Here is a 25,542-nt window from a genome sequence, read left to right as displayed (position 1 = left end):
GACAATCGCCTTGGTCCTTGGTGTTATGGCAGCTTCGAGTTTAAAGGCATCCAGACAGTAGGTCTGTGGATCGATGTCGACAAACCGAGGTACTGCACCGGCAAAGCTGATGGCCGACAGGGTCGGCACCGCCGTGTTGGGCGCGGTAATCACCTCATCGCCTGGTTTTACACCCGCGGCAAGCAGAGCCAGATGAAGCGCCTCGGTCCCCGATCCTACGCCGACCGCGAAACGGCTGCCGATATGCTGCGCAAAGCTTTGCTCGAAAGCTTCCAACTCCCGGCCGAGAATGAACCAGCCGCTTGCCAATACGCGCTGAACGGCCTGGTCTATCTGCGGGCGGATCCGCTCGTAATGCCGTTTCAAATCCCCAAAAGGAATTTCAGGTCTCTGTATATCCGTCACCGGTAATGTTCTCCGTATTTTCGATAAAACTCAAAAGTTTTGGCAAGCCCTTCACGCAGGGTTACGCGGTATTTCCATCCCAAAGTGGCATAGATTCGACGATAGTCGCCGTAATAGTCACCGATGTCGATGCGCTTTTTCTCCGGCGGAAAAGGGACCAGCTTATAACTGCCCTGACCGGCAATTTCGATCATCAGCTTGACCAAATCGATGAGACGCATCGGCTCATCGCCGCCCAGATTAAAAATCTGACCGTCGCAGTCGCTGTAAGCGGCTGTTAAAAGAAAGGCATCAACGACATCTTCTACATAAGTAAAATCGCGGATTTGCTTGCCGTCGCCGAAGATGAGGATGGTTTCATTGTCGAGAATCTTGCGGATAAAGACACTGATAAACCCTTGGCGATCGTGGCGAATCAACTGACGCGGGCCATAGGTGTTGGTTAGGCGCAAAGAAGCAGCACGAATGCCGTAGACATTATTGTACAGAATATGATACCACTCCCCCGCCATTTTGTTGATGCCGTTGACGTCGGTCGGATGCTGCAGATGCTTTTCATCAACCGGCAGATAGTCGGGTTTGCCGTATTGCTGACGGGTACCGGCAAAGACGATCTTGACGTGCGGATTGTTGTGACGGCAGGCTTCCAGGATCGACAGCTGAGCGCGGCAGTTGATCTCCAGATCGGTAAACGGATCGTTCATGCTGTCGATATGACTCACTTGACCCGCAAGGTTAAAGATGTAATCCTGCCCGCGCACCAGATATCTCATGCTGTACTGATCCCGCACGTCGGCAATATTGACACACACCTTGTCCTCAATGCCATGAATATTGAAAAGGTTGCCTCCATAATCGGGAATTAAAGAGTCGACAATCAATACCTCGGCGCCGTAGGCAACCAATCGATGCGCCAGATTGCTGCCGATGAATCCCAACCCGCCGGTGATCATGACTTTTTTTCCGGCAAATATTTCCGGCAAAGCCGCTCGTCTCGGCATGTCAGTTTTCTCTCCCCAAAAGAACCAAGCGAATCCACAGCGAACTCAAGTCCCTTGCCACGCGCACCAACCGCTTGAAGTTGAAAAATTCCGATTTTCCGCTGACGCGGAAAAAGTGGGTGACCGGTACTTCGACAAATCGGGCGCCCTTACGTGCGAGTTTATAGATCATCTCTACGCAAATGGTCCCGCTGTTGGATTCCAACTGAATTCCTTCGAATGCTGATTTGCGCATGAGGCGAAAATCACAGTCGACATCTCGAATCGGCAGGCGAAACAACCATTTGGCCGAATATTGATACATCTTGCCCAGCCAAACCCGGTAAAACGGATCATGGCGTTTAATTTTCCAGCCGTTTACGACATCGACCTGATCGTTCATGGCTCGAGCAAGGAGCAGCAGTTCCCGGACATCGTATTGAGCATCTCCGTCGGTGTAAAAGATGAATTCTTTCGTCGCAGCTGCAATCCCGCTCTTTAAGGCGCCGCCGTAACCGCGGTTCTTTTCGTGCGTGATCACCCGCACCTGCGGAAACCGTTCGGCTAAAAAGCGGACGACCTCCTTGGTCTGCTCGCGACTACCGTCATCCACAAGAATAATTTCATAATCATTAGAGATTTTTTCGGCCGTCATGACGGCAAACGCGACCATGCTGCCGATCGTCCCCCAATCGTTGTACACCGGAAAGAAAATCGATAATGACAACTTTTCCATTTGGCAGTCCAATACCTTTTCCAGTTTTCAGTTCAGCCATTCAATTGCATTGCATCCCAAACGCGTAAAAGATACGTTGTACGTTATCAGAAACGAATTCGACATCCTGAGCGCACGGCCGATACTTTTCACGTTTTATCGACCGCTTAAAGAATCCAGCCGTTTCGATCGGCTTTTGAGTACTGTTTTGCTGCATAAAAACAAACCGTTCTGAAAGTTAACAAGGGGCATCGCGAGAATCAAGGCAAAATTTGCCCATAGTGAATTATTGAAAATGCACTCTTTATGTTGATCTGTCCGCCGCCTCGGCAAAGTTTGTCAGCACGATCCCTCGACGGACAATTTTCTCTTTGACTTTTTCGCCGCACAACGCATAAAGCTCGTTTGCCCTCTGTCGATCTCGAGCAGTCCTAGGTCCGTCGCCGAGAAGGGCCGGATGACACATCAGCTCATTCAGCCCCGGTCTGAGAGAGCCGATGACTCGATCAAGCGCCCTTTCTTTGTCTTCCGCCAACCATAGCTCATAACCCCAGAAATGGTCGGCACAACGCAGCCGCGGCTTCAAACCTTTGCCGATTACGGCGTGCTGCGTCCATTGTTGAAGGGCGGCATGCAGAGGAAAGAAATACTTGGGACGCGATACATAGCGGATAAACGGAATGCCGGCAGCAACGGCCAGGTCATGGCAAATCTCGGCAATCATCGGCACCGTATGAACATGATGATGGCCGTCGAGGTGATCGAGGCTGAGTCGTTGCGCGGCCTTTGCCAATTGAGCTTCTATTTCGCGACGCGCTTCGACAGGGGAAATCTGCCTGCGCTTGACCCGCATAAAAAATTCGACTTTACCTGGAAATAGGCCTTCGACATCTACCAGCGAGGGGATTAGCGAGGCATCGGACAATGGTTTGCCTTCCGTCAAATTCACATGCAGACCGACCGGTATGCGCCGCTCAACGGCAAGTTCAACGGCCTCCTCAAAAGCAGGGAAATTGGTCATAATCGACGTGCTGGTCACAATACCATCGCGAAAGGCGAGCTCGATGCCGGCATTGACCTCCGGCGCCCGCCCGAAATCATCCGCATTTACGACCAATCGGATTATGTTCATCGGCTCAGTTCGTTGATGTAAAACCGATACAATTCATTCAAGCACGACGGTGAATCAAAAATTTTAATGACGCGTTCACGTCCGGCTGCTCCGAATTTAAGCCTCTTATCCTTATTTTTTAGCAGACGAAGCACCGCCGCCGCAAGTGCGTCGACATCATTTTGCGGCACCAGCAAGCCGGTTTCTCCATCCGCAACCAGTTCGGGAATACCGGATATATTCGTCGAGACAACCGGAAGTTCCATCGCCATGGCCTCGGCAATGACGTTCGGGATTCCGTCACGGTCGCCCTCCTTTGTAATTCGACAAGGCAGGACAAAAAGATCCGCCTCTTCATAAAACTCGCGCGTTTGCGGCGGCTGCACGGCTCCGACCAAAGCAACCTGGGCATTCAGTCCCAATCGATCGATCTGATCCTCAAGCGATCGGCGTTGAGGCCCGTCGCCGACGATCGTACAGTGAAATTCAACCTGCTGTTCGCGCAAAACGCGGCACGCATCAAGGAGCAAATCGAAGCCCTTTTTCGGCGTCAGCCTTCCGAGGGCAAGAATTTTCGGCACGACATTATACGGACGCTGGTTTCTCTGAAATCGACCCGTGTCGATGCCGTGATAAAAGACGCGGCACTTTTTCGCAATCTCTGGTCCCATGCGCTCGCGTAGCGCTTCCCAATTATGTTTTGTGCAGGTCAAAATAAAACGGGCGCCGCCGAGTTTTTCGGCCAATAAAAACTGCGGCGTAAAAATGTCATACGCGTGGGTTGTAACACCGTAATCGAGTCCAAGCAGCTTGGCTGCGAGCATGGCAAAGCTGGAGGCGGCATCGGCAAAGTGCGAATTGATAAAGGTGATACCGTCTTTATGCATTTTTATAGCAACCGGCGCGGCCAGAACAAAATGAAGCCGTACATCCTGTCGTGCGGCCTTTTCCGCATGCTGCGGATGCATCATAGCGCGTAGGAATGAGAAAAAACTCACCCTCTTGTTTCGATGATGATGCGCCCATAGTGCTGTTTGAAAATATCGCAATGGAGCAATCGCTGCAAGCTGAAGGTGAGAAAATAAAAGTTTCCAAATTGTCAGCCGGTCAAGCAAATAGGTGACACGCTCGACAGGGAAGCTTTTGTCGGTCTCATTCTCAGAAGGTCGCAGCAGCGAATAGATGCGGATCGGCAATCCATGCTTTTCCAAACCGATCATCTCTTTGTTCACAAAGGTCTGCGACAATATCGGAAAAGCGTTGTGCAGAAAGCCGACGCGCAGCGGCCGAACGGATCGGCTCATGCCCGAGCCTCTCGCTGCTTGTTCAGATATTTCGGCAGCCGTTCGCGATAGAAAGCAACCGTGCGGCGGATACCTTCCTTGAGATCAATTACCGGCTGCCAGCCTGTCGCTTCTTGAAATTTTCGGTACGAGACGACAAACCGGCGGATGTCGATGCTCTCCCGCTCCGGCGGAAAAGGAACGTGTACATATCGTCCGCTGCCCACGGCGCTAATCACCTCTTTGACCATGTCCAGGAAAACGGTTTCCACACCGGAGCCGATAAAATAAATTTCGCCGTTCGCATGCTTTGAAACCGCCGCCCGCACAAAAGCGTCGACCACGTCGTCGATGTAGACATAATCGCGCGTCTGCAGCCCGTCGCCGTAGACGGTGATGTCGGAGCCGGTCATGGCATTGCGGATGAACCAATTGAGGATGCCGTAATAGCCGTGCACCATTTGACAGCGGGGGCCATACACATTATTCAAACGCAAAGAAACGACCGGAAAACCGTAGATTTTGCCGTAAAGCAGCAGATACTTTTCCGCCGCCAGCTTGTTGATGCCGTAAACATCGGTCGGCTCCGTCGGGTGTGCCTCATCAACGGGCACATAGCGGGGCTCGCCGATTTGTCCTCGACTGCCAGCATAGACCACCTTGGCACAGTTCCGGGTCTCGGCAAGAATACGGCACAGATTGATGGTGCCGTTGCAGTTAATGTCGATGTCCAGAAACGGGTCGGCCATTGAAACCTCCCGTCCCACCTGCGCCGCCAGATGAAAGATATACGCTTGACCCTCGACAGCCTCCTTAAGCGCCGCATAGTCGCGCACATCGCCGACAATGACCCGAACATCCTGTCGGATCTCTTCGATGTTGGTCCAGTTCCATCCGTATGGTTCCAGGCAGGCGTCAAAAAGCGTTACCCGAGCGCCTTCCTGCACCAAGCGATGCGCCAGGTTGCTGCCGATAAATCCCAAGCCGCCGGTAATCAGAACCGGCTTATTTCTCAACTGCGAAAACTCATTTTCCATTATTGACCATTTCCTCGATAATGGTTTTGAACTGTCGACCCAGCACCTCAAGCGTGCAATGTTTCTGAAAGACTCGATAGCCGCCTTCACCGAGGCGCACTCGGAGAGATTCATTGTCACGGAGACGGCGAACGGCATCGGCCAACGCCTGCGGATTAGCCCGCTCGATGAGAAAAGCGCTTTCAAGATGGGTCAATAATTCCTGCACCGGCGCATTGCGGCTGGTGATAAGCGGTTTGGCCATGGCAATGGATTCAATGACCTTGTTGGTGACTACCCGCAGCGTACGGGGATTTTCTCCGAAAATGCCTAAACAAAGGTCGGCCTGCGCCATATAATCGGCCAACTTTTCATAGGGTACAGGATCGATGAACGTAACGTTTGTCAGTTCCAATTCTTCAGCGTAGCGGCGATCCCGCTCATAAGTGATGCCGCGCCCAATGATTCGAAAGCGAATATTCTCATCTTGCAGCAGGCGAGCCGCTTCTAATATTGTTCTCACTCCGTGGAACGGAGCAAACTCTCCGTGAAAATGGACGAGAAAGTGGTCTCCCTTTTTCTTGCCGGGACGCGGATGGATGACCTCATCGTCGACAGCCAGAAAAATACGCCGAAACTTGGCTGCAGGGGCGCGAAAAAGTCGAACGCACTCGTCGATATGGTCCTGACTTTCTAAAACAATGCGATCCGCCATTCGGCAGGCAATTACATCGCTCAACTTGTACAGCCAAGCTTTGAAAGTGCCTTCTCTGGCCTTCTCTCGATCTTCCACCATCGTGTGATAGGTGGCAATGTACATGTCAAAAAGGATCGGCTTGCGTGTCAACAGCCGAATAATTGGAAGAATAATTTGCCCATAAAAGCCGACGAGCACAAGGTCACACGTTTTGGCTTCCCGTGCGGCTTTCAAAACAAGTTTAGGATAGTGCCGAAAGGATTTATCGGGAGGAAAACAGCCGATGACCTCGATGCCCTGTTTTTCAAGCGCTTTTCGCACGATTCGAGTGCGCGAGTATTCCGCCTCCCGGCCCGCAACATACAAGACTTTCATGGGGTGCGTCACCTCGACTCGTCGCGCGACAGTTCAAGTTTTTTTAAGCGATAAAGGGCATCCTCAATGAGCCGCCGGTTGGAACCAATAATGTCCGCCATAAAGCCGAGGACAATGATTTGAAAGCCCACAATCAGCAAAACCGCAGCAAGAATAAGGGATTGAATATGTCCGGCCCCGCCGTGCATGAAATAAAAATAAAGGAAACGCAATCCGATGAGGAAACCAATGCCGAACATCAGTCCGCCGAGATAGGAAAACATCTTGAGGGGCTCGTACATCGTATAAATGCGGGCGATCGTTGCAACCGAGCGTTTAACGTAGCTCCAATTGCCGCGGAACAGACGCGAATCGCGCAATTTGGGGTTTGTACGGACCGGGACATGCGCAACCGCCATGCTTTTCTTGCCGGCTTGAATGATGGTTTCCAGGGTATAAGTAAATTGCGAAACGACGTTCATACGCAGCGCCGCTTCTCGCGAAAGGGCACGGAAGCCGCTCGTCGCATCGGGCACGTCCGTGCCGGAAACCTGACGCACCACCCAGCTGCCCCAGCGCTGCAGCAGCTTTTTGAACCATGAAAAGTGTTCGATTTGCGAAGTCTGCCGATCGCCGATGACCATATCCGCCTTTCCGGCCAGAATCGGCGCCACCAGCTTGGCTATGTCTTCGCCCTTGTATTGGTTGTCTGCGTCCGTATTGACAATAATGTCGGCGCCCAATTTCAGACACGCATCCAGTCCGGCCATAAAACCATAAGCCAATCCCTTATTTCTGTTCAGATTGACAATGTGATGAACGCCATGCCGTCGGGCAATTTCCACAGTGCGATCAGTGCTGCCGTCGTTGATGATCAAAATTTCGATTTGATCGATCCCGTCGATCTTATGCGGCAGTTCAGCCAGAGTGATCGGCAGGGTCTCTTCTTCGTTATAGCAGGGTATTTGAATAATGAGCTTCAAGGCGTTATCCGTTCAATCAGTCAGTTGATTATTTCCTCGATATTGTATTCGCGAATCTGACGGGCGTGCGTAAAGATGATCATTTCACCCAACAAGCCGATGGCAATCATCTGCAGGCCGATAACCAAAAGCACGGTTCCCAGGAGGAGCATTGGTCTTCCGGCAATGCCTCCGAATCCAAAGAGCCGATAGAAAAAGAGATAGATATCGATCACCGCGCCGACAGTCGTCAGAATCATACCGGGAAAACCCAAAAAGTGCAGCGGTTTCTTAGAGTATTTGCTGAGAAAGAGAACGCTGATAAGATCGAGAAAACGGCGCACATAATCCTTGGGCCGCAAAGAAACCGCGAATCGACCCGGCAGTTGCTCGATGGTTTCTTCGGTAATGCGATAACCTTGACGAAACGCCAATACGGGAAGAAACGTGTTGAGGGCGCCGTAAAAAGGCACGCATTCTAGAACCTCTCTGCGCACGGCCAACACGCCGCTGTTAATGTCGTGCAGATTGATGCCGGTCAGACGGTTTGTCACCCAATTAAAGAGTCGTGATACTAGGCGATTGATAATCGAATCCCGCCTGGGCAGCCGCCGACCGACGACCACATCCGTCCCTTCCTTCAGCCTGTCAATAAATTTCACCAAATCCTGCGCCCGAGCTCGGACTCTCGATGTCAGATAGATGATTTCTTCTCCTGCGGCAGTTTCCATGGCCGCCTCCAGCGCCGAAGACTCGCCGAAGGCTGTCCGCAGCTTGATCGCGCGAACATTACGGTGCTGTTCGGCAATCTGTTGGAGTACTTGCCAAGAGTTGTCGGTGCTGCCGTCATCCACAAAAATAATTTCAAACGATTCGACAGCAGATAAGGTCTGCAAAAGGTCCGCCGTCAAAGAAGGCAGAAATTCCTGCTGATTTTGTACGGCAATGATGACCGAAATCTTGATTTTAGCTGTTTTTGCCATATCCTTTGGGTGCTTTAGGTTCACAGCGAGTCCATGTTTCTCATTTCTTCATGAGGGTCGATGCTGAACGATCTTCTCTCACCGCCGGCCACAATCAATTTAGCCACCAGTCCGAGACTTGAGAACATAAAAGAAGCAGACCACAAAAGAATCGTCAGAATGATCGACAGATTGAGAACATCAATGTTGAGTTGAGGCCGGAACAATTCGGCAACAGCCGTACCCAAACTGAACAGCCCGCCGATTCCGGCAGCCAGCGCAAAAGGCGTAAAAAAGGCCAACGGATTGTGAAGATGCTTCATGAGCAGATGGATCGTCGTTAAATCCATGATGACTCGGAACGTTCGGGAAATGTTGTATTTTGATTTTCCGTACAGTCTGGCATGGTGCTGAACAGGGAGCTCGGTGATTTTAGCGCCTTCCATACGAAGAAGAGCCGGAATAAAGCGATGCAGCTCTCCATAGAGGGCAATTCTGCGCAGCAGGTCGCCGCGAAATGCTTTCAATGAGCAGCCGGTGTCGTGAAGCTCGACATGCGTCACGCGACAAATGATGCGATTGGCGATCATAGACGGAATCTTGCGCGAAAGGAATTTGTCCTGGCGATTTTTGCGCCAACCGCTGACCACATCGTATCCTTCCTCGATCTTGGCTACGACCCGACGGATATCGCGGGGATCATTCTGTAGATCACCGTCCATAGCCACGACCACTTTGCCGCGGGAGGCTTCAAAACCTGCCGCCATGGCGGCAGACTGTCCGAAATTGGCGCGAAATAAAATCACGCGCAATTGAGGATATTGGGCCGCCAGCCGCCGCATGATCTCGCGCGTTCCGTCGCAACTGCCGTCATCGACAAAGATGATCTCGAACGGCTTTTGCAGTTCGAGAAGCGAAGCATAGAGAATTTCCCACAGACGTTCAATATTTTCCGCTTCATTATAAAACGGTATGACGACGGATAGATAAGGTCGATTATTTCTTGGCAATTCGGCTCCTCACAAACATCCAACTTGCAAGGCAAGGCGGCGCCAATAAAGCGATCTCGAGTAAAACGGTTCGCAAATTATGACTGTTGAATAGACCGACGAGAAATCGGCTCGGTTCCGAAGGCCGTGAAACGTCGGAAAACAGCAAAACAGGCGAAATAAAAAAGCGATTCCGGACGGGCCATAAAAGCGGACAACCGAGAGGCGGCCGCCGATCGACGGCCAGGCAGTCCAAAAGCAAATGACTTGTACCGACAAGAGCGAAAAGCGCAGAAAATAAAAATCGCTCTTTCGGTGATGAGCCAAGCAAAAGTCCGCCTACAGTTCCGGCCAAAATAACAAACAACAGGCTGTGCGTAAAAAGATGATGATATCGATTGATGTCGCCGATCGGTATTCCGAAAAAAAAGTCTATATCGGGCAATAGCGAAAAGAAAAGCACGGCAACACCCATCAATCGATGCCGCCGCGTTATTACTATTCGAGACGTATGGCGAATGATTTCACCCGCCAACAGGTGCCCTACAGGGGTCGGCATCCATGAACTCCGGTTGTCTTGTCTGCCCATCGTTTTCGTAATTTAGGCAGAAAATTAAAGTACCTTATAAAATACAAAGCATTGAGAACATTTCCAATTGTAAATCCGACCTCTCAATTGATCGCTCGAGGCAACATATTTTTTCATGATTGAATCAGCCTTTGAGCTAATGTGTTGCTAAAAGCATCCGTTCACCCTCCGACCGATCACCATAAAACAATTATTTCATCTCTCTAATCTCTTATTCTTCGAACAAATGTGGCATCAAGAGGACAACTTCATACTTCAATAGTCTTGAAGCCTGGTCATTTTAAGCCCAAAATCGAAATAAAACAAGACAATTAACATAGGTTTATATTTTTTATTTTCATGCCATTATCATCATCTTTTCCCGCTGTGTCACTTTGTCTACACTATTTGGCAAAGTAATTGTAAAGATTAGGACGGTAAAACTTAACAATAAGGAGTACCAAGCAATGTTTACCCATTGGCGGTTCAACACGGCATTTATCATCTATGCTTGGCTGTTCATAAGCTTGGCGGGAAAGGCGGAAGAAGTGCTTGAAATTTCGGAAGATTTTTCCACCAAAAAAACGGTGGGTAAAGTGAACGGCGGAACATGGACTTCCGAAGGCTGGAAGACACTCACTGTAAATGACTATATTCAATACGATATCCCAACTTGTTCATACGGGAGGATCGAGTTCCAGGTTAAAGGTATCTGGGCGAGCAACTCTGTCTTTCCCAATGTTGATCCAAACGGTGATGAAAATATGCATTATTCACTTTTTACAATGTGGGATCGCGATGATAATAACGTTTGGTATGGTCAATATCCCAACGGGATTCGCCAATGGCATAACCCTTGGAAAGTTGTACTGCATATTTTCGGGTATGTCGTCGGTGATCAATGGAAGTGGCAATGCGGACGTTTTCGCGCCAATATTGCCGCTTTGTGGGGAGGCTATGAAGATGACCCGCATGCCTTTGAAATTGAATATGGCAAAGTGCCCTGGCAAAAAGACAAAGTATTTCATGTGAAATTGGAATGGGGACAGGGGCATATGTACTATTATATCGATAATCAACTTTATGCGCATGCGGACTTTACGTCGTTTGGGTGCCCCTATGCGCCCCCCAATCACAGCATGCGAATCGGGTCTGGACTTGGATGCAAAGGAATTTTTAAAATGCAGGCGCCTGTCGGCATTACTTATTTAAATTTCAAATTCTATCGTAATGTCGACACCACCCCCCCATCCGTGGTCGGAGTAACACCTCCGGCGGGGAACTCGAACGTACCTTTGGACAGCTACATTTCGGTAACCTTTAACGAAGCTATTGATCTAAGCACTCTTGCGAACGGAATACGCATTGTACCTCCTATTTCCGGCACATTAAAGTCTTCTGGAAACACGGTTTTTTTTGAACTCAGCGAATTACTCAAACCGGAAACAATGTATACAATAACAGTCGGCAGAGAGATCAAAGACTATACCGGAAACCCATTGAGTACTCCCTTTACCGCTTCCTTTACAACCGCGCCGCTGGATAATCAGGTTGTTGAGAAATACGGCGTTTTCGAAGTTCCCATTATCGTAAAAGGATTGGGAGGAAATAAATATACGGGTTATCGCCTTAGAGGTGTGTTTAAAGGTCCGACCAAAACCATAGAAATCGACGGCTTTTGGAACGGCGGCGATATTTGGAAAGTGCGTATGGCCCCGACGGAAGCGGGACAATGGACTTACAGCATTTCAGGGTCGATCCCGCAATTTACGAAAACGGGCAGCTTTACGGTCGTTGAATCGAAAAACAAGGGATTTATCCGACAAAATCCTCAATATCCATATACTTTTATGTGGGATGACGGTACACCATGGCTATGGAAAGGCGAAACCTGTTGGCGTGCATTTACGCAGGTATTTCCATTCGAAGGAAGGTACAAGTTTTACATCGACCTTCGTGCATCACAAGGCTACAACGCTGTTCAATCCATTGTCGTCAGTTACATTAACGGCGATGCTTTTTGGGCAAACGAGGGCGGGACAGCCTTTGAGTTGCTGTCGACCGGAAAAAATTACGATAAACTGAACCCCGCCTATTTTCAATGGATCGACCGGCGTATTGAATACGCAAATGCAAAGGGCATCGTGCCGGTCATCTTTTTTACCTGGGCGCAGGAATTGGTCAAATTTTCAGACGATCAATTTATACGTTATATCAAGTATTTGGTGTCACGTTGGGCTGCATACAACGTTATTTGGTGTATTTCAGGCGAATACACTGAAGCGATTGAGGAAGGTGGTCGGACAAGGTCACAGTTTATCAGTTACGGCAACACGGTTTACAGCAGTGATCCCTATAAGCACATTATCACGCTGCATCCCGGCGGCAGCAAAAGCAGCAGTGAATTTGTATGGGAAAAATGGTTCGGATGTTCCATGCAGCAATGGCCGATTGCTTTTCATCAGAACATCCTGAATGACCGATCAAAAGCCGCTAAACCGGTGGTCAACGGCGAATATGCCTATGCCGATTACCACGATAATGAAGACTGCCGCCGCGGCGCGTGGGAAATCTTTACTGCCGGCGGTTTCTTCACAGCAGGATTCTATCACACGTATGCGCCGGACAAAGGCGGCTGGGATCCGGAAGCCAACATGCAGCAGCAATTGGAACTGATGTGGGCCATGGCGTTTATGGAAAAAACGCAGTGGTGGAAAATGTCCCCAAACGATGCACTGGTCAATAACGGCTATTGCTTGGCCGATCCCGGCAATGAATATGTCGTCTACTCCCGTAACGGTGGCCCCGTGACCATCAATTTGTCTGCTGTAAAAGGGACTTTGGACGTGCAATGGATGAACCCCAAAACGAACGAACATTCTTCGATCACAAAAGTGACCGGCGGCGGTTCGGTTACGCTGACGCCTCCCTTTACAGGCGAATGGGTTTTGCACATCGGCACCATTCTGGACACCATTCCGCCGGCGCCGCCGACCGGTTTGGTAGTCAATAAGCCCTAATAAAGAGCTCGGGTTTCTCCCGAGCTCTTTATTCTGATTCCAACAACAAGTTGTAAAACTTTAGATAATCTCCTCGATCACGAGAATTGTTAAAATTTATGGCTGCAGAAGGGTGGCGGTTCATAACCCCGGTTAAAAGATACGGAACATCGAATCCCCATTTAAGGTCCTTGCGTAAGGGTTCTATGAACTTTGCGACGCAATCCAGCAACGGGGCCAATTGGTAACGCGGATTGCGCAGATAACTGACCAACGATTCCAAGCGACAGTTGCCCGCTCCTCTTCCTAATCCTGCCAGTGTCCCGTCGACAATATCCGCTCCTGTAAGAATGGCTTCCAAGGTATTTGCAAAAGCCAACTCTTGATTATTATGGGCGTGCATGCCGATTAACTTGCCTTCCGGTCTGGCATATTTTGCGTATTTTTCGATCAAATAGCGCACTTGATGGGGATAGAGCGCTCCATAACTATCTACAAGATAAAATACCTGCGCTTCCGTCTGCACGAGCATTTCCAGCGCGCGGTCAAGTTCAGCTTCGGTAACCTTTGAAACCGCCATGATATTGGCGGTGGTAAAATAGCCTTTTTGATGCGCGTCGTGAATCATGTCGACGGCTTCAGGAAGCTGGTGAACATAAGTGGAAACGCGAATGACCTCAAAGATGCTTTTTTCCTTTGGAGGAATATCCTCATGATAATCGGTTCGTTCGGCATCGGTCATCACCGCAAGCTTGATTTCGTATTCGCCTTCTCCCACAATTCGTCGAACATCTTCTTCGCTGCAGTATTTCCATTTGCCGTAATCGTTCGGATAAAAGATTTTCTTAGAAGCCCTATAGCCGATTTCAATAATATCGATGCCGGAGGCTGCACATGCATTAAAGACCGCTTTTACGGTATCTTCACTGAAACGGTGATTATTCATCAGGCCGCCGTCGCGTATAGTGCAGTCGAGCAACTTGAGCCCCGACCTGCCGCTGACCCATATTTCGTCAAATGCCGTCATGTCGCTTCCATCCTGTCTGTCCATCTGCTTCCCTATGCATGACGTTTGCTATCGTCTCGTTCCGAAAAAAAAGCCTCGAGGCGTTGCGCCTCGAGGCTTGAAAATACTGAAGGCATTATTTATTTGATGACTGCGAACTTGCCGATTTTCTCTCCCAACTCGCCGGCATCCACATGGTAGATATAGACGCCGTAGGAGATGTCAAGTCGATCTTTAGTCTGCATATCCCAGATCAAGGTGCCGTTGTTGATCGAATCGGACTCATGCTCCAGCTCGCGCACCAGCTGCCCGCGCACGTTGAATATGCGGATCGTGCATTTCTTCGGCAGATGGATGAAATGCAGTTCGCGCGGACCGCGACCGTTCGCATAGGGATTGATAGGCTCCCATGAATTGCTGACGATGTACGGATTGGGCACTACTTTGATTCGATCCATCTGCGCTTTTGCTAATTCCGGATCGATTCTCTGTTCGACGGTCGTGAATTCATAAACATCCCTTGCCAGGAACGGCTTCAGCGTTTTGATCGTGATGGTTTCGCCGGGCAATGGGTTGCGATGCAGACTGTCGCGAGTCGCCGAATCGAACGTCAGGCTCCATGAGGGAACTATCTCTTCGCCGACTTTTTCCAAGAAGATAATTTGATCGGACCGCGTTTTGTCAGTAAAGGCGGTCATCATGCCCTCTTCGCCTTTCAGGGCATCATTTTCCCAAAAGGCGAACGGTACTTTTTTACCCGTATTGGGATATTTGACCGTAAAGTTGACCGGTATTCTAGGCAGCGTTCGCGTCGCCGATACAACAAAAGACTGCGAGGTATCGATGCCCACCTCGCCGAATTCAATGATATAGTCATTTGCAACTGCAGTACCGACAAGCCGGCTATAACGAAAAACAGAGACAACCGGTGCATACATAGCCAGCGAACTTGCTCTTACTCCGCTCGGCGGCACTACCGTTTCAGCTTCATTGAAAAGCTTGAGGCGGAAGCCGTCGGTCATGGGCAGTTCCGCCCCGGGTGTCAACTCGGTGCTGCGATCGATAAGCCGCTTACCGGTGAGTTTGTCGATCAAGGAAAAGTTCTTTGTCGCCTGCGCAAAGGTGTTGTTGGCGGTTTTAATGACTGTGTCTTCGAAGACAATTTGATACTGGCCGTTCGGTTTAATGGCTGCAGGATCGACAATTTGATAGCCTATCTTGCCGGTGGCCAGACCGCCTTCAACAGCCGTAAAATCTTTCAACTCTGCATCCAAAAAGCCTGCAACCGGCGCCTCGGGCCGAACGATGACGACGTTGGCACCTTTGTCGATCTCGCCGCTGGTTGAGATCGAGATAAACTTGGAGCATTCGGAAGGTGCTATACCAGCCTCCGGCATACCGTGGTCGTAGGAAGTCACGGCATAATAATACTTTTGTCCGTTGCGGACGGTCGTATCCGTCCAAGTGTGCACCAAACCCGTATTGTCGCCCAAATAGAAGCGGATTCCCTTAATCGAGATGGGCGCATAGCCTTTGTGCTCATTAACCAAATCGAATTGAGCAATAGGCTTGAGGAATGTCTTTGAGCCGTAGCCGTCGGTGATGGGCGTCATATCATTCCAGCCTGGGTCGGTAGAGCGATAGATACGATAACCTTCAAAGTCTCTGCCGGCGATCGGATCGACCGAGCTTTCTGCAATGTCATCCCAGATGAGCGTCACACGTTTGTCGCCGACCACGGCGCGCACGTTGGGCACCAGCGGCGCCTTGGAGAAATTATAGTTTTCATTATAGGCCTTTGTAAACCAGTAAGTATTGACCAAAAAGTCATCCAGGCTGATACCGCAAAAGATGCCCATGGAGAAGCGTTCGATGCGCAGCGGCGGCATCGGGAAATAGCCGGAACCGTAGAGCAGCTCGATGTTCAAATTTTCAAGCAGATTGTCGAAATAGCCCGGAGTAATGTTCTTCCAGACCAGTTCATCTTCATAGTGCGGCATATCCGGCCACTCATAAAGCTTGAAACTGGTCAGACCGAGCATGTCGGTTTCGTCGATATCGACTTTATCAATGTGAGGTTCGCCCGGGAATTCGGTAAAGGCTCCGGATGTCGGGACACCGTCGCCTTCGCCCGGGTCGCCGGTGTAAGGCACTCCGTCCATACCGACATCATCGGTAAGCACGTTCCAGTCGCCGTCGTTATCGATAAAATCATCGCGACGTTCATCCAAAAGGGGATTATCTTTTCCTTCGCCGGTAAAATAGTTAATGTATTTCAAGCCCATAAAAAGATAACGGGTAACCTGATTCGGCGGCGTGCCGAGGGTAGAGCCGTTTGTCTCATCGATAATGCCGTTGAGGTTGTCGTCGACAAGGTTGTTCGGCACTTCGGCAACCGTTTTTCCGGGCCAGAACTTGAAAACCAGATCCTGATAATGTACTCTAACCGTGTCATTCGGCATCTTTGTCAGAGTACGTTCAAAGGTCTTGTAATCGATCAGCACAATGTCATCGCCGACGGCCAAAGTTTTCGGGGCAAAAAAACTCTCATCAATGACAGGTCCAGGAAAGTTGCCGCCGTCGCCGTCGTTGTCGATTCCGTCATACGGGTTGCCGGGGCTTTCCAGGAAGGCGCCGCCGAAATAACCGACCGGCGTCCAGCCGCCGCCGCCGATGTCGTCATAGTCGTACAAGTAGGCGACATTGAGCGCTTGATTAAAGGCGCCCATGTCGTCGCCGCCGTCGCCGCTGGTCATGGTATCGCCCATATTGTTGCCGAACTTGTAGCCGAACGCCACCTTGTCGTGCTCATAGGTGCCGATGTTTTCCAGGTCAAAGAGCGCGAACATACCGTCTTCAACCAGCGCATTCGACCATTGGAATGTACGTACCCACATTCTGATGCCGAGCCCTCGGCGCGAGCTGTCGTTTTTGTCCGGATAGAAATTAAACTCTCTATTCTGGTAATCGTCGGATACAAAAAACGCTTCCTCGTCGGCATTGAAAATATCTTTGCCGAAATAACCGTTCCACTTTCCCGGCCAACCCGGATCTACCGGATCGTCAATTTTATCCGGCCAATACGGCGGCCAGGACCATTTCCATTTGCTCATCGCCAGCTTGTTGGTATCTTCATTGGCGAATTTCGGCAGAGGTAGAAAAGTCCACCACTCTCCGTTCGGTCCGGTGTCGCCCGATGACCACTGTCCCGGCTGGCCTTTTCCGGCGCTGGTCACGGTGCTGACGATATGTTTTACATCGCCGGCCGCATCGATAACCTCGGCACCGACGAAAACGTTACCGTCGATCATGTAAATATGACCCGAGTTGATCGGCCATTCGCCGGAATAGTCGCCTGTTTCCTTGCTGCCGAAGGTACCGTCGTTATAGATCGTCGTACGAAATTGGTTTCCGGCATGGACACCGTTTTTATGATAAGCAAAGTCGCCGTGCAGTCCCTGCATTTGCGCCCATGCCGAAGCTGATAAAAGAGCCGTGACGACGAGATATAAAAGAACTCCAAAAAGTTTGTTCATTTTCCTTCTCCTTCCTTAGAACTCCAGGGAGAATCCTAGTTGAATTTCGCGCGGCGCCGTATACCAGCCCGGCTGCTTGACATAATCATCGACAGTACCGACGCGCCGCGGATTATAAGTAATCGCCCACGGGCGGACGGTCGTCGTATAGTCCGCCGAACCGGTGTCGCTGTATACCGCCACTTCGTCACGGATGTCGAACAGGTTATAAATGTTCAAAAAGACATTCAAGCCGAGGCGGCCGCTCATCATGAATTTTCGATTGATGTACAAATCCACGCTCTTTTGATTCGGCAGGCGTTCGCTGTTCTCCTTGAGACCGATCAACGCCGCTCCGCCTACAACAGAACCGACCGGGAAGCTAGGTGTGTAGGGTCTGCCGGTCCAATAACGCCCGATGAGGGAAAACGTGTAGCCGCGGTAATCCCAAATCAGTGAGCCGTTCAACGTATGATTCTGGTCCCAATTCAAAGGAATCAAATTCAAACGCGGCTCTTCCTTCGCCTGGATGGCATTAAAGGCATCCGTCGGGTTTGAGTAGGTTCCCTCGGCAATCTGGAAAGAATAATCCACTCGAGCAGAGAAGCCGTGGCTGTACCGTTTTTCAAATTTGAGCGTTACGCCGCGAACATTGGCATAGTCCTTATTTTCATACTGGGCATACTGAATGCTCGGCATCGGCGTTTGAATGAGCGGGCTGGTGCCTACCCAGTCGCGCACGTCACGATAGAACAAAGTGACGTCTATGCCGATGTCGGTGGTAAGCAGTTGCTGCAGCCCGATTTCGTACATCACCGTCCGCTGCGGATTGAGATCGGCATTGCCCATCAGAAAATAACCGCCACCTTCGGTGATCTTGAAATCCGGATTGGAGTAAAGATACTGAAACTCGGGAATCTGGAAAAAGTGACCGTACGAGAAATGGATAACGCCTTTATCGGTAATCGGATAAGCGATGCCCAAACGCGGACTCAGCTGCATTTTGGGATCGACCCTCTTATGCATAAAGGCGCGGCGTTCATCCGGCGTGTATTCGATGCGCTCCTCTTTGGGGGCAGTTGGATTCTTCCACTTGTGCTCAGGCTTGAGCGGCGTGTAAATGCTCGGATCAGACGGATCGGCAATCTTGACATGATTGGGATCAAAATAATCGAACCGTAGACCGGCATTGATAATGATTTCTTTCAGCTCAAGCTTGTCCTGCAGGTAAGCCGAAAACTCTTTCGGTGTGCGCGTATATTTCTCGCGATAGGCGCTCCACGGCTCCGGGACATAAGGCTGGAACGGCACAATCTGCGAGCCGCTGTTCGGATCGATTTTAGCACGCAGCGTATAAGAATCCAATTTGAGTTCATGGCTGCGGAACTCGAATCCGCCCTTTACTTGATGAATGTTATTGATTTGACTGGTGAGATCGAATTTGCCGACCGTATAGGCGGTGCTGCGCCAGTAGCGGTTCAAGTCCGTGCCGACGTTATTAAAGCTGTAAGTGGTCGGCGCCGACGCCGAATCCGGATGCACATAACCTGCAGGGCCGTTCGGGTCGATAATGTAGAAAAATTTGACCCGCAGAGCGCGGAGCTGTTCCAGAAAGGCAGCTCCTTCCGGCGTGTTCGGATCAAAGACCTGAGCGGCGATATCATTGGCCGTGTCTTCAGGAACCGAAACCAGATATTTAGGCATTGCCGTCGGGTCTTTGTAAAGATAAGATTGATATTCGTTATAAAACCGGTTTAGTTTGACTTCGTAAAACGTCTTTTGTGAAAGCACATGGTTGAAGTTAAGGATCTGCGTCCAGCCTTCGCCGAACTGCTGTGCGCGGCTGTCCGGTACATATTTCCAATCTTTGGAAAAGCTTCTTGGATTTTTCCAAGCATTCCAAAAGACGTTATAGCTCGCCTTTATCGAGTTGGATATTTTCCATGAAAGTTTACCCTGCAACGAGCCGCGCTTACCGGCGCTCATCGGCACCAAACTGCTGTCGCCGGGGTTACCTTGAGGTGTGAACCAGCGACGGCCGTAGAGATAACCCGTCCAGGAATTATAACGTCCGTTGGTAAAGAAAGTCAATTTATCCTTGGTGCCGGGAATCGGACCACTAAGGCTGAACTCGCCGTTATAAGTGGGGTTGAAATATTTCAGAGGATTTTCACTCTTGGCTTTTTGTACCACGGCACCGGTTTGCGGATCAGTAAAAGTATCGATCCTTTCCAGTATGGCGAATTCATTGGCGCCGCTGACATAATCACCGACATAACCGCGCAGCATACCGGAGTAGTGGCTCTGTCCCTCTTTGGTGATGATGTTGATGATGCCCGACATTGCCTGGCCGTATTCGGCATTGAAGGTACCGCTGACCACCTGCAGTTCTTCGATGGCCGAGTTCTCGACCGTAACGCCCATGCTGCCGGAGAACACATCCGTCGTTGCAACGCCGTCGACCCAATAAGCCACTTCGCCGCCACGGCCGCCGCGGATATGCAGCGTATTGCCGGACCGCACGATGCCTGCCTGCAGCTCTAAAACGTCGCGTACGCTCTGCACCGGCAGCTTGGCAATTTCCTCCGAACCCACGGAAGAAAGCGATGAGGTCATGTCCATGCGGACCAAGGGCCGTTCGGCAACGATGCTTACTTCTTCGCCGGCAATGACTTCCTGCTGCAGAGCGAAATCCTGCGTCGTCGTCATGTCGATCTTGACCAGCACGTCGGAGACGCGTACTTTTTTGTAACCCATCATGCTGACCGTCAGAGTATAGCGTCCCGGAGGAAGGTTGAGGATGTTATAGTTGCCGTTAAGGTCACTGGCGGCGCCCATCGTGGAGCCTTCGACAATTACATTTGCTCCGGGCAACGGCTCCTTCGATTCGGCGTCGTAAACGCGGCCGGCAATTTTTCCGGTCGTACCGGCATAGCTCACAAACGGCGCGAGAAGGATTGCCAAAATGCCCAGAATCAGAAGGATTCTTGGTGTTTTATTCATAGGGTTCTTCCTTTCCTTTCGCAATGCGGTATCGTTAAGGCATGGATTTCATGTTTTTCAGAATCCCAAGGCGACGGTGAACATCTGAATCTCCTTGAGCACGCCGAAATCCTGATACGCATAGTCCAACATCAACCGCATACCCCCCAACGAATAATTGATCCCGGCTCCAAAACATAAACCCTGCTCCGAATCCCGCGCAAACAACGTCTTGTAGCCCCCACGCAAACTGAACATCTTCCCGTACGTGTACTCCGCTCCCACATTCACATACTCCACATCATCGTTCGGATGCAGCGCGTCCACCGCCAATATCAAATTGCTGTTCCCCAACCCCTTCAACACATCCATCGATACCCCCACCCGAAACATCAACGGCAAATCAAACGCGTCCGTCGCCAAATTCGCATTAATATTATAGTTGTTCCCAGATATCGACGGATCTATGTCCGTCTGTATCAACATGTCACGCCCCTCCATCCGCATCTTCGTCCCGTAATTCGATATGCTCATCCCTATCTTCAAACCCTGATACTGCGTGTCGAACAACGTCCCAATGTCAAACGCTATCCCCGACGCACTCGAATGATAGATCTCCTCACGCAAATACTTGAAATTAAACCCAATCGAAAACCGATCCGTCAAATTCCGACCATACGCCAAACCAAACGCGTAACTCCCCGCACTGAACAACTCACCCGTCCCGTCAGGCTCCATGATCGTCGTCCGCTCCATCTTGTCCATCGTCATAAACTGCGCATTCAACCCTATCGCACCCAAATTCCCCAAATTCATCGCAAACCCGGCATAATTAAACGCAATGTCCGCCAACCACCGATTGTGCGTAAACACCGCCTGACTCCCGTTGATCCGCGAGATCCCCGCCGCATTCCAGTACATCGACATCGCATCGTCGCTCACCGCAACATAGGCTCCCCCCATACCGATCGCACGCGCTCCCACATCAATGTTCAAAAATCCCGCCGCCGTCGTCCCCACTTTCGTCACATTCTGAGAAAAAAGCGGAAGCGCAACGACAAGCAATGCGCAAAAAACCAAAACTGCCTGCTTCATACCCTTTCTCCTTTCTATGCGTTAATAATCCCTGTTTGCTTTTTCATCGCAAACATTTTACAACCTGAATCAATTCTTCGGCATATTGCCTGAGCCCAATTGATGAAGGCGCCGCCGTCAAATTGATCGTACCATCTAACGATTGAACCTTTCATTATGTGCTATAAGAATTAGTTCGACGCAAATCTGTCTTTAACGGCGCTCGCTTGCTGCGCCGACAAGATCAAAAGCTTAATTTTGATAGTATCGCAGATTTTCCTTTGTCACGATGTCTAAAGGCACATACAGCGCCGGTTCGATCTTTTCCTTCAACGCCACAGCCCGGTAGAGCCGGTACAAGGCATTGTAACCCTGAATTTCGGATCTCTGGCTGATGAGAAAATCGATGACGCCCTTTTCGAGCCACTCGATATTCTCTTTGACCAGGTCATAACCTACCAAGGAGATGCGCCGACGGCTTGCATAAACCGCCTTGGCGACTTGAAAAGAACAAGCATTGCTGCAAAAAATGCCTTTGATTTCCGGATGATGCTCTAATATCTGCGCTGCAGCATTTTGAAAAGAACAGGAATCTTGAGAACTGGCTTCGAACACTAACACCTCGGCTGACGGCCGCGATTCGAAATAGCTCAGATAGCCGCGCACACGATCTTCGATATGATAATTGAACGGAATGGCTTTAATTACGGCGCTTTTTCCGTCATGGGTCAACAAGGACATTAATTTGGCCGCCAGAAGGCCGCTCTGAAAGGAGTCTTCTCCGATATAGCTGAGACAGTGGGATTTGGGTATATAGGAGTCAAGAAAGATATAAGCGAGGCGTTTGGGGAGCTGAGTTATGAATTTTTCTGCGGCTTTTGAAAGTACAGGGGCTATCAGCAAGCCGTCGATCTGATGAATATTCTTGAGCACCTGCTGGGCCGCTGCTGCAAAAGAGTTTTCATCGTATTTATCGTAAGGGAAATACTCGATTTCAACTTTATAGACCTGCAGCTCTTCGGCAGCTCGATCGATACCCTGCCGAGGCAAATACCAATAGTTACCGTCCTGTTCGGGAAAAGGTACAAGAATGCCGAAGTGAAAAGTCTTTGCAGAAGAAAGACTGCGGGCCAGTATATTCGGTCGGTAATTTACCTGCTCGACGATGCGGCGCACCCTCGCGGCGGTTTCCGCTGCAACTCTACCCCGATTGTGAATCACTCGATCCACCGTCCCGAGTGAAACGTTAGCCATCTCAGCAATTTCTTTTAGGGTGGCCATCTACTTATGCGTTATCGTTCACGCAATTCTTATTAAAAAAAGCTGATTAATTAAAAATGCAATCAGCAGTCATTTGTTCACATTCATTATACAAATGCAAAATAAAATTAGCGGCAAAAAAAGTCAAGTAAAAGTTTCAAAGATTCGAGAAACATGAAACGTACGAAATAGTTTTCGTAAGTCTTTTATCTTTTTTGCTGATTTCATCAACATTGTGGAGAATATAATCCGAAATCAGTAATCTTGTGTGGAATTATGAGTATACATGATTCATTTTTATGGGCGCTTTGTTTTTGACCGATACTTCAAGGATTAGCCGTTTGCAGCAGAAAAAAGTTTTATTATCGCGAAAATATTCATAAAATGCTGCTGAAAAACAGTATTGGTCGATTGTAATCCTGCAGCTTTTACAACTTTATTATTGGTGAATTGCCATGAAAAGAATTTTAATGCTTTTTTCCATAGTCGTTACCCTCTTTCACAGTTGCCTCGACTCTAATGAGGGGTCGGCGCTCTACACTTTTGATTTGGCCCGTTTGTCCAACTTGCCACAGTCGGCGGAGGTGAAAGGACGAGCGCTCGCTTTCTCGCCTGCTTCAAATGAGGAGGTTATTCAGCTTCCTGTCGAGCAGGTGCCGTGGCATCACGCCGGGTTTTTGGTCGTCGACGCGTACCATGAGGATCTCCATAGCGACATTCTTTGGGTGCACTTTTACGATGCCGAAAATCTGGAAAAGCCGCGGATTTCAGCCAAGATCGGCATTCTTCCGCAGCTCAAAACTCGATTGGTGGTACCTTTGGACTATTTGGACGGCCAAACCTTTTTCATGGCAAGACGGCCGCGGCAGCTGAAAGGCACCATGCCCGGCAATCGGCTGCCGCAGGATCGCATCGGCAAGGTCACCCTGGCGCTTGAGCCGATTTCATCCGAATACACCGCCAACTTGACCATCGAGCGCGTATTTTTGACGACCGAAGAGCCCAAACCCCTGCCGAAAGAAAAGCCGATCGTGGATCGCTTTGGTCAGTGGAAGATGCGCGATTGGCCGGGCAAAACACGCGACGAGCGGCAGTTAAGCGAGGACCTGACCGCTTTGGTTAACTCGACGGCTAAAGGCCAATTCCCCGACGATTGGTCGTCCTACGGCGGCTGGAAGAGAAAACGGTTTGCCGGCACCGGTTTTTTCCGCGTGGTTAAAGACGACCGATGGTGGCTTGTCGATCCGGACGGCTATGCCTTTTTCAGCGTCGGCATGGATGTTTCGATTCCCAGCTCATTCGGTCCTGTTTCTGGTATGGAGGATCTTTTCGAATGGCTTCCCGATTCCACATCGATCTATAAACCGGCGCTTGGCGGCCGCAGGGGTATGTACGCCGCAAGTTTTTTGACCGCCAACTGGATCCGCGTCTTCGGCAGCGATTGGGAGCAAAAATGGCGACAGACGACGCGCGGACTTTTGCTTCAATGCCGCTTTAACACCATCGGCAACTGGTCGGATTTAGGACTGATCAAGAGCGCCAAGCTGCCCTATGTCTGGCCGCTGCGCGGCTTTCCGTCTACCCGCGTCCTTCTCTATCGAGATTTTCCAGATGTTTTTGCCCCGGAATACAAGGAAGCAGCGGAGAAATTCGCCGGCCAGATCTTAGATTTCAAGGATGATCCTTATCTCATCGGTTACTTTCTTGACAACGAGCCGTTGTGGGCATTCGGACAAAACAACATTGCCTCGGAAATGCTGGCGACGACAACGCCCTCGGAAAGCCGCAAACAGCTCGTCGCCTGGCTGCGCTCCCGTTATTCAGGCGACGTCTCGCGCTTTTCTTCCGCTTGGCAAAGACCCTTTTCATCTTTCGATGAGCTATTGACGACCGCGATTTTGGACGCCGCCAAGTTGTCGCAGCAGGCCGAGAAAGACTTGTGGGAATTTTCCGCCCTCATGGTCGACGAATACCTGCGGCTTCCCTGTGAGGCTCTGCGCCGTCTCGATCCGCATCATCTCAATCTTGGCATTCGTTACGCCTGGATCAGCTCCGACTTGTGCTATGTCGGCGGCAAGTACTTTGACGTCTTTTCGATCAACTCTTACACCGAGCGGCCCGATCCCGCCACGGTAGCCGAAATTGCCCGCAGGTCGGGACGACCGGTCTTGATCGGCGAGTTTCATCACGGCGCGATCGACCGCGGGTTGCCTTCGACCGGCATCCGCGGCGTGGTCTCGCAGGCCGAACGCGGCGTTGCCTACCGCTATTACGTCGAACAGGCCGCAGCACAGCCGGACCTGGTGGGCGCCCATTATTTTCAGCTCAACGATCAGCCGATTCTCGGCCGATTCGACGGCGAAAATTACAACATCGGACTGGTCGATATCTGCAACCGTCCTTATCCGGAGCTTATGGAAACCATGACGCGCACGAACGAAGCGATCTATGAAATAGTCTCCGGCTCACGCCGCCCGACGGAACAATTGCCCAGGCTGATACCTGCGATCTATTTTTAAGCGTTTTGGCAAACCGATAGTTAGAGCCGAGCAAAATAGGCCTCTGTTGATCCGTTGCCTCAATTTCAATCCGAGAAATCAGGAGAATAGATGCCGCTCACATCGATGTCTGAAATTTTGCAGGATGCTGTCCGGCGCGATTATG

The 25,542-nt window shown here is 50.3% G+C and carries 18 protein-coding genes; 2 read left to right on the top strand and 16 right to left on the bottom strand.

Features of this window, described 5'->3' with window-relative positions; translation table 11 throughout:
• From ONB24_10505 to ONB24_10455, 11 genes are all read right to left on the bottom strand, one after another.
• On the bottom strand, nt 1-405 hold a 405-nt coding region (locus tag ONB24_10505; protein MDZ7316544.1), incomplete at its 3' end, for a DegT/DnrJ/EryC1/StrS family aminotransferase.
• On the bottom strand, nt 402-1,406 hold the full coding sequence (locus tag ONB24_10500; protein MDZ7316543.1) for an NAD-dependent epimerase/dehydratase family protein: 1,005 nt from the start codon (nt 1,404-1,406) through the stop codon (nt 402-404). The genes ONB24_10500 and ONB24_10505, both read right to left, overlap by 4 nt.
• 1 nt (nt 1,407) lies before the next feature.
• Nucleotides 1,408-2,121, bottom strand: coding sequence for a glycosyltransferase family 2 protein (locus ONB24_10495; GenBank protein ID MDZ7316542.1), 714 nt, complete (start codon nt 2,119-2,121; stop codon nt 1,408-1,410).
• Between the two features lie 283 nt (nt 2,122-2,404).
• The gene (locus ONB24_10490) at nt 2,405-3,232 is read right to left on the bottom strand and encodes a ChbG/HpnK family deacetylase (GenBank protein ID MDZ7316541.1); all 828 of its coding nucleotides are present in this window, start codon (nt 3,230-3,232) and stop codon (nt 2,405-2,407) included.
• On the bottom strand, nt 3,229-4,515 hold the full coding sequence (locus tag ONB24_10485; protein MDZ7316540.1) for a glycosyltransferase family 4 protein: 1,287 nt from the start codon (nt 4,513-4,515) through the stop codon (nt 3,229-3,231). The genes ONB24_10490 and ONB24_10485 overlap by 4 nt, the downstream gene beginning before the upstream one ends.
• Nucleotides 4,512-5,531: an SDR family NAD(P)-dependent oxidoreductase gene (locus ONB24_10480; GenBank protein ID MDZ7316539.1), complete on the bottom strand. Its 1,020-nt coding sequence runs from the start codon at nt 5,529-5,531 to the stop codon at nt 4,512-4,514. The genes ONB24_10485 and ONB24_10480 overlap by 4 nt, the downstream gene beginning before the upstream one ends.
• A complete protein-coding gene (locus tag ONB24_10475) occupies nt 5,521-6,582 on the bottom strand; it encodes a glycosyltransferase (protein ID MDZ7316538.1) in 1,062 nt (353 codons plus the stop codon). The genes ONB24_10480 and ONB24_10475 overlap by 11 nt, the downstream gene beginning before the upstream one ends.
• An 8-nt stretch (nt 6,583-6,590) precedes the next feature.
• Nucleotides 6,591-7,544 (bottom strand): glycosyltransferase family 2 protein, encoded by a 954-nt coding sequence (locus ONB24_10470; GenBank protein MDZ7316537.1) that lies wholly within the window; start codon nt 7,542-7,544, stop codon nt 6,591-6,593.
• A gap of 20 nt (nt 7,545-7,564) precedes the next feature.
• The gene (locus tag ONB24_10465; protein ID MDZ7316536.1) at nt 7,565-8,506 is read right to left on the bottom strand and encodes a glycosyltransferase; all 942 of its coding nucleotides are present in this window, start codon (nt 8,504-8,506) and stop codon (nt 7,565-7,567) included.
• Between the two features lie 20 nt (nt 8,507-8,526).
• Nucleotides 8,527-9,495: a glycosyltransferase family 2 protein gene (locus tag ONB24_10460; GenBank protein MDZ7316535.1), complete on the bottom strand. Its 969-nt coding sequence runs from the start codon at nt 9,493-9,495 to the stop codon at nt 8,527-8,529.
• Complete coding sequence (locus ONB24_10455; protein MDZ7316534.1) at nt 9,482-10,033, bottom strand: metal-dependent hydrolase; 552 nt, start codon at nt 10,031-10,033, stop codon at nt 9,482-9,484. Before ONB24_10455 ends, ONB24_10460 begins: the two co-directional genes overlap by 14 nt.
• Before the next feature lie 476 nt (nt 10,034-10,509).
• Between ONB24_10455 and ONB24_10450 the strand changes: the two genes are divergently transcribed.
• Nucleotides 10,510-13,062, top strand: coding sequence for a DUF4038 domain-containing protein (locus ONB24_10450; GenBank protein MDZ7316533.1), 2,553 nt, complete (start codon nt 10,510-10,512; stop codon nt 13,060-13,062).
• A gap of 28 nt (nt 13,063-13,090) precedes the next feature.
• Here ONB24_10450 and ONB24_10445 read toward each other — a convergent pair whose 3' ends face one another.
• From ONB24_10445 to ONB24_10425, 5 genes are all read right to left on the bottom strand, one after another.
• The gene (locus ONB24_10445; GenBank protein ID MDZ7316532.1) at nt 13,091-14,092 is read right to left on the bottom strand and encodes an aldolase catalytic domain-containing protein; all 1,002 of its coding nucleotides are present in this window, start codon (nt 14,090-14,092) and stop codon (nt 13,091-13,093) included.
• A gap of 95 nt (nt 14,093-14,187) precedes the next feature.
• The gene (locus ONB24_10440) at nt 14,188-17,583 is read right to left on the bottom strand and encodes a hypothetical protein (protein ID MDZ7316531.1); all 3,396 of its coding nucleotides are present in this window, start codon (nt 17,581-17,583) and stop codon (nt 14,188-14,190) included.
• Between the two features lie 15 nt (nt 17,584-17,598).
• Nucleotides 17,599-20,565 (bottom strand): TonB-dependent receptor, encoded by a 2,967-nt coding sequence (locus tag ONB24_10435; GenBank protein MDZ7316530.1) that lies wholly within the window; start codon nt 20,563-20,565, stop codon nt 17,599-17,601.
• A gap of 57 nt (nt 20,566-20,622) precedes the next feature.
• Nucleotides 20,623-21,639 (bottom strand): PorV/PorQ family protein, encoded by a 1,017-nt coding sequence (locus ONB24_10430; GenBank protein ID MDZ7316529.1) that lies wholly within the window; start codon nt 21,637-21,639, stop codon nt 20,623-20,625.
• Nucleotides 21,640-21,870: 231 nt separating this feature from the next.
• A complete protein-coding gene (locus ONB24_10425) occupies nt 21,871-22,899 on the bottom strand; it encodes a LacI family DNA-binding transcriptional regulator (GenBank protein MDZ7316528.1) in 1,029 nt (342 codons plus the stop codon).
• A 434-nt stretch (nt 22,900-23,333) separates the two neighbouring features.
• On the opposite strand from ONB24_10425, the gene ONB24_10420 reads away from it, so the two are divergent.
• Nucleotides 23,334-25,397, top strand: a complete 2,064-nt coding sequence (locus tag ONB24_10420; protein ID MDZ7316527.1) for a hypothetical protein — start codon at nt 23,334-23,336, stop codon at nt 25,395-25,397.
• The last annotated feature ends 145 nt before the right edge of the window (nt 25,398-25,542 follow it).

Source organism: candidate division KSB1 bacterium, from assembly GCA_034505495.1.
In the GTDB taxonomy this organism is placed as follows: Bacteria; Zhuqueibacterota; Zhuqueibacteria; order Residuimicrobiales; family Krinioviventaceae; genus Fontimicrobium_A.
Note: the sequence above shows the minus strand (reverse complement) of the source record. Positions and strands in the feature narration are given on the sequence as shown.

Excerpts from the sequence above, each read along its gene's own strand:
- ONB24_10500 (MDZ7316543.1), bottom strand. The coding sequence starts at position 1,406 with ATGCCGAGACGAGCGGCTTTGCCGGAAATATTTGCCGGAAAAAAAGTC.
- ONB24_10495 (MDZ7316542.1), bottom strand. The coding sequence starts at position 2,121 with ATGGAAAAGTTGTCATTATCGATTTTCTTTCCGGTGTACAACGATTGG.
- ONB24_10490 (MDZ7316541.1), bottom strand. The coding sequence starts at position 3,232 with ATGAACATAATCCGATTGGTCGTAAATGCGGATGATTTCGGGCGGGCG.
- ONB24_10485 (MDZ7316540.1), bottom strand. The coding sequence starts at position 4,515 with ATGAGCCGATCCGTTCGGCCGCTGCGCGTCGGCTTTCTGCACAACGCT.
- ONB24_10480 (MDZ7316539.1), bottom strand. The coding sequence starts at position 5,531 with ATGGAAAATGAGTTTTCGCAGTTGAGAAATAAGCCGGTTCTGATTACC.
- ONB24_10475 (MDZ7316538.1), bottom strand. The coding sequence starts at position 6,582 with ATGAAAGTCTTGTATGTTGCGGGCCGGGAGGCGGAATACTCGCGCACT.
- ONB24_10465 (MDZ7316536.1), bottom strand. The coding sequence starts at position 8,506 with ATGGCAAAAACAGCTAAAATCAAGATTTCGGTCATCATTGCCGTACAA.
- ONB24_10455 (MDZ7316534.1), bottom strand. The coding sequence starts at position 10,033 with ATGCCGACCCCTGTAGGGCACCTGTTGGCGGGTGAAATCATTCGCCAT.
- ONB24_10450 (MDZ7316533.1), top strand. The coding sequence starts at position 10,510 with ATGTTTACCCATTGGCGGTTCAACACGGCATTTATCATCTATGCTTGG.
- ONB24_10445 (MDZ7316532.1), bottom strand. The coding sequence starts at position 14,092 with ATGGACAGACAGGATGGAAGCGACATGACGGCATTTGACGAAATATGG.
- ONB24_10440 (MDZ7316531.1), bottom strand. The coding sequence starts at position 17,583 with ATGAACAAACTTTTTGGAGTTCTTTTATATCTCGTCGTCACGGCTCTT.
- ONB24_10435 (MDZ7316530.1), bottom strand. The coding sequence starts at position 20,565 with ATGAATAAAACACCAAGAATCCTTCTGATTCTGGGCATTTTGGCAATC.
- ONB24_10430 (MDZ7316529.1), bottom strand. The coding sequence starts at position 21,639 with ATGAAGCAGGCAGTTTTGGTTTTTTGCGCATTGCTTGTCGTTGCGCTT.
- ONB24_10425 (MDZ7316528.1), bottom strand. The coding sequence starts at position 22,899 with ATGGCCACCCTAAAAGAAATTGCTGAGATGGCTAACGTTTCACTCGGG.
- ONB24_10420 (MDZ7316527.1), top strand. The coding sequence starts at position 23,334 with ATGAAAAGAATTTTAATGCTTTTTTCCATAGTCGTTACCCTCTTTCAC.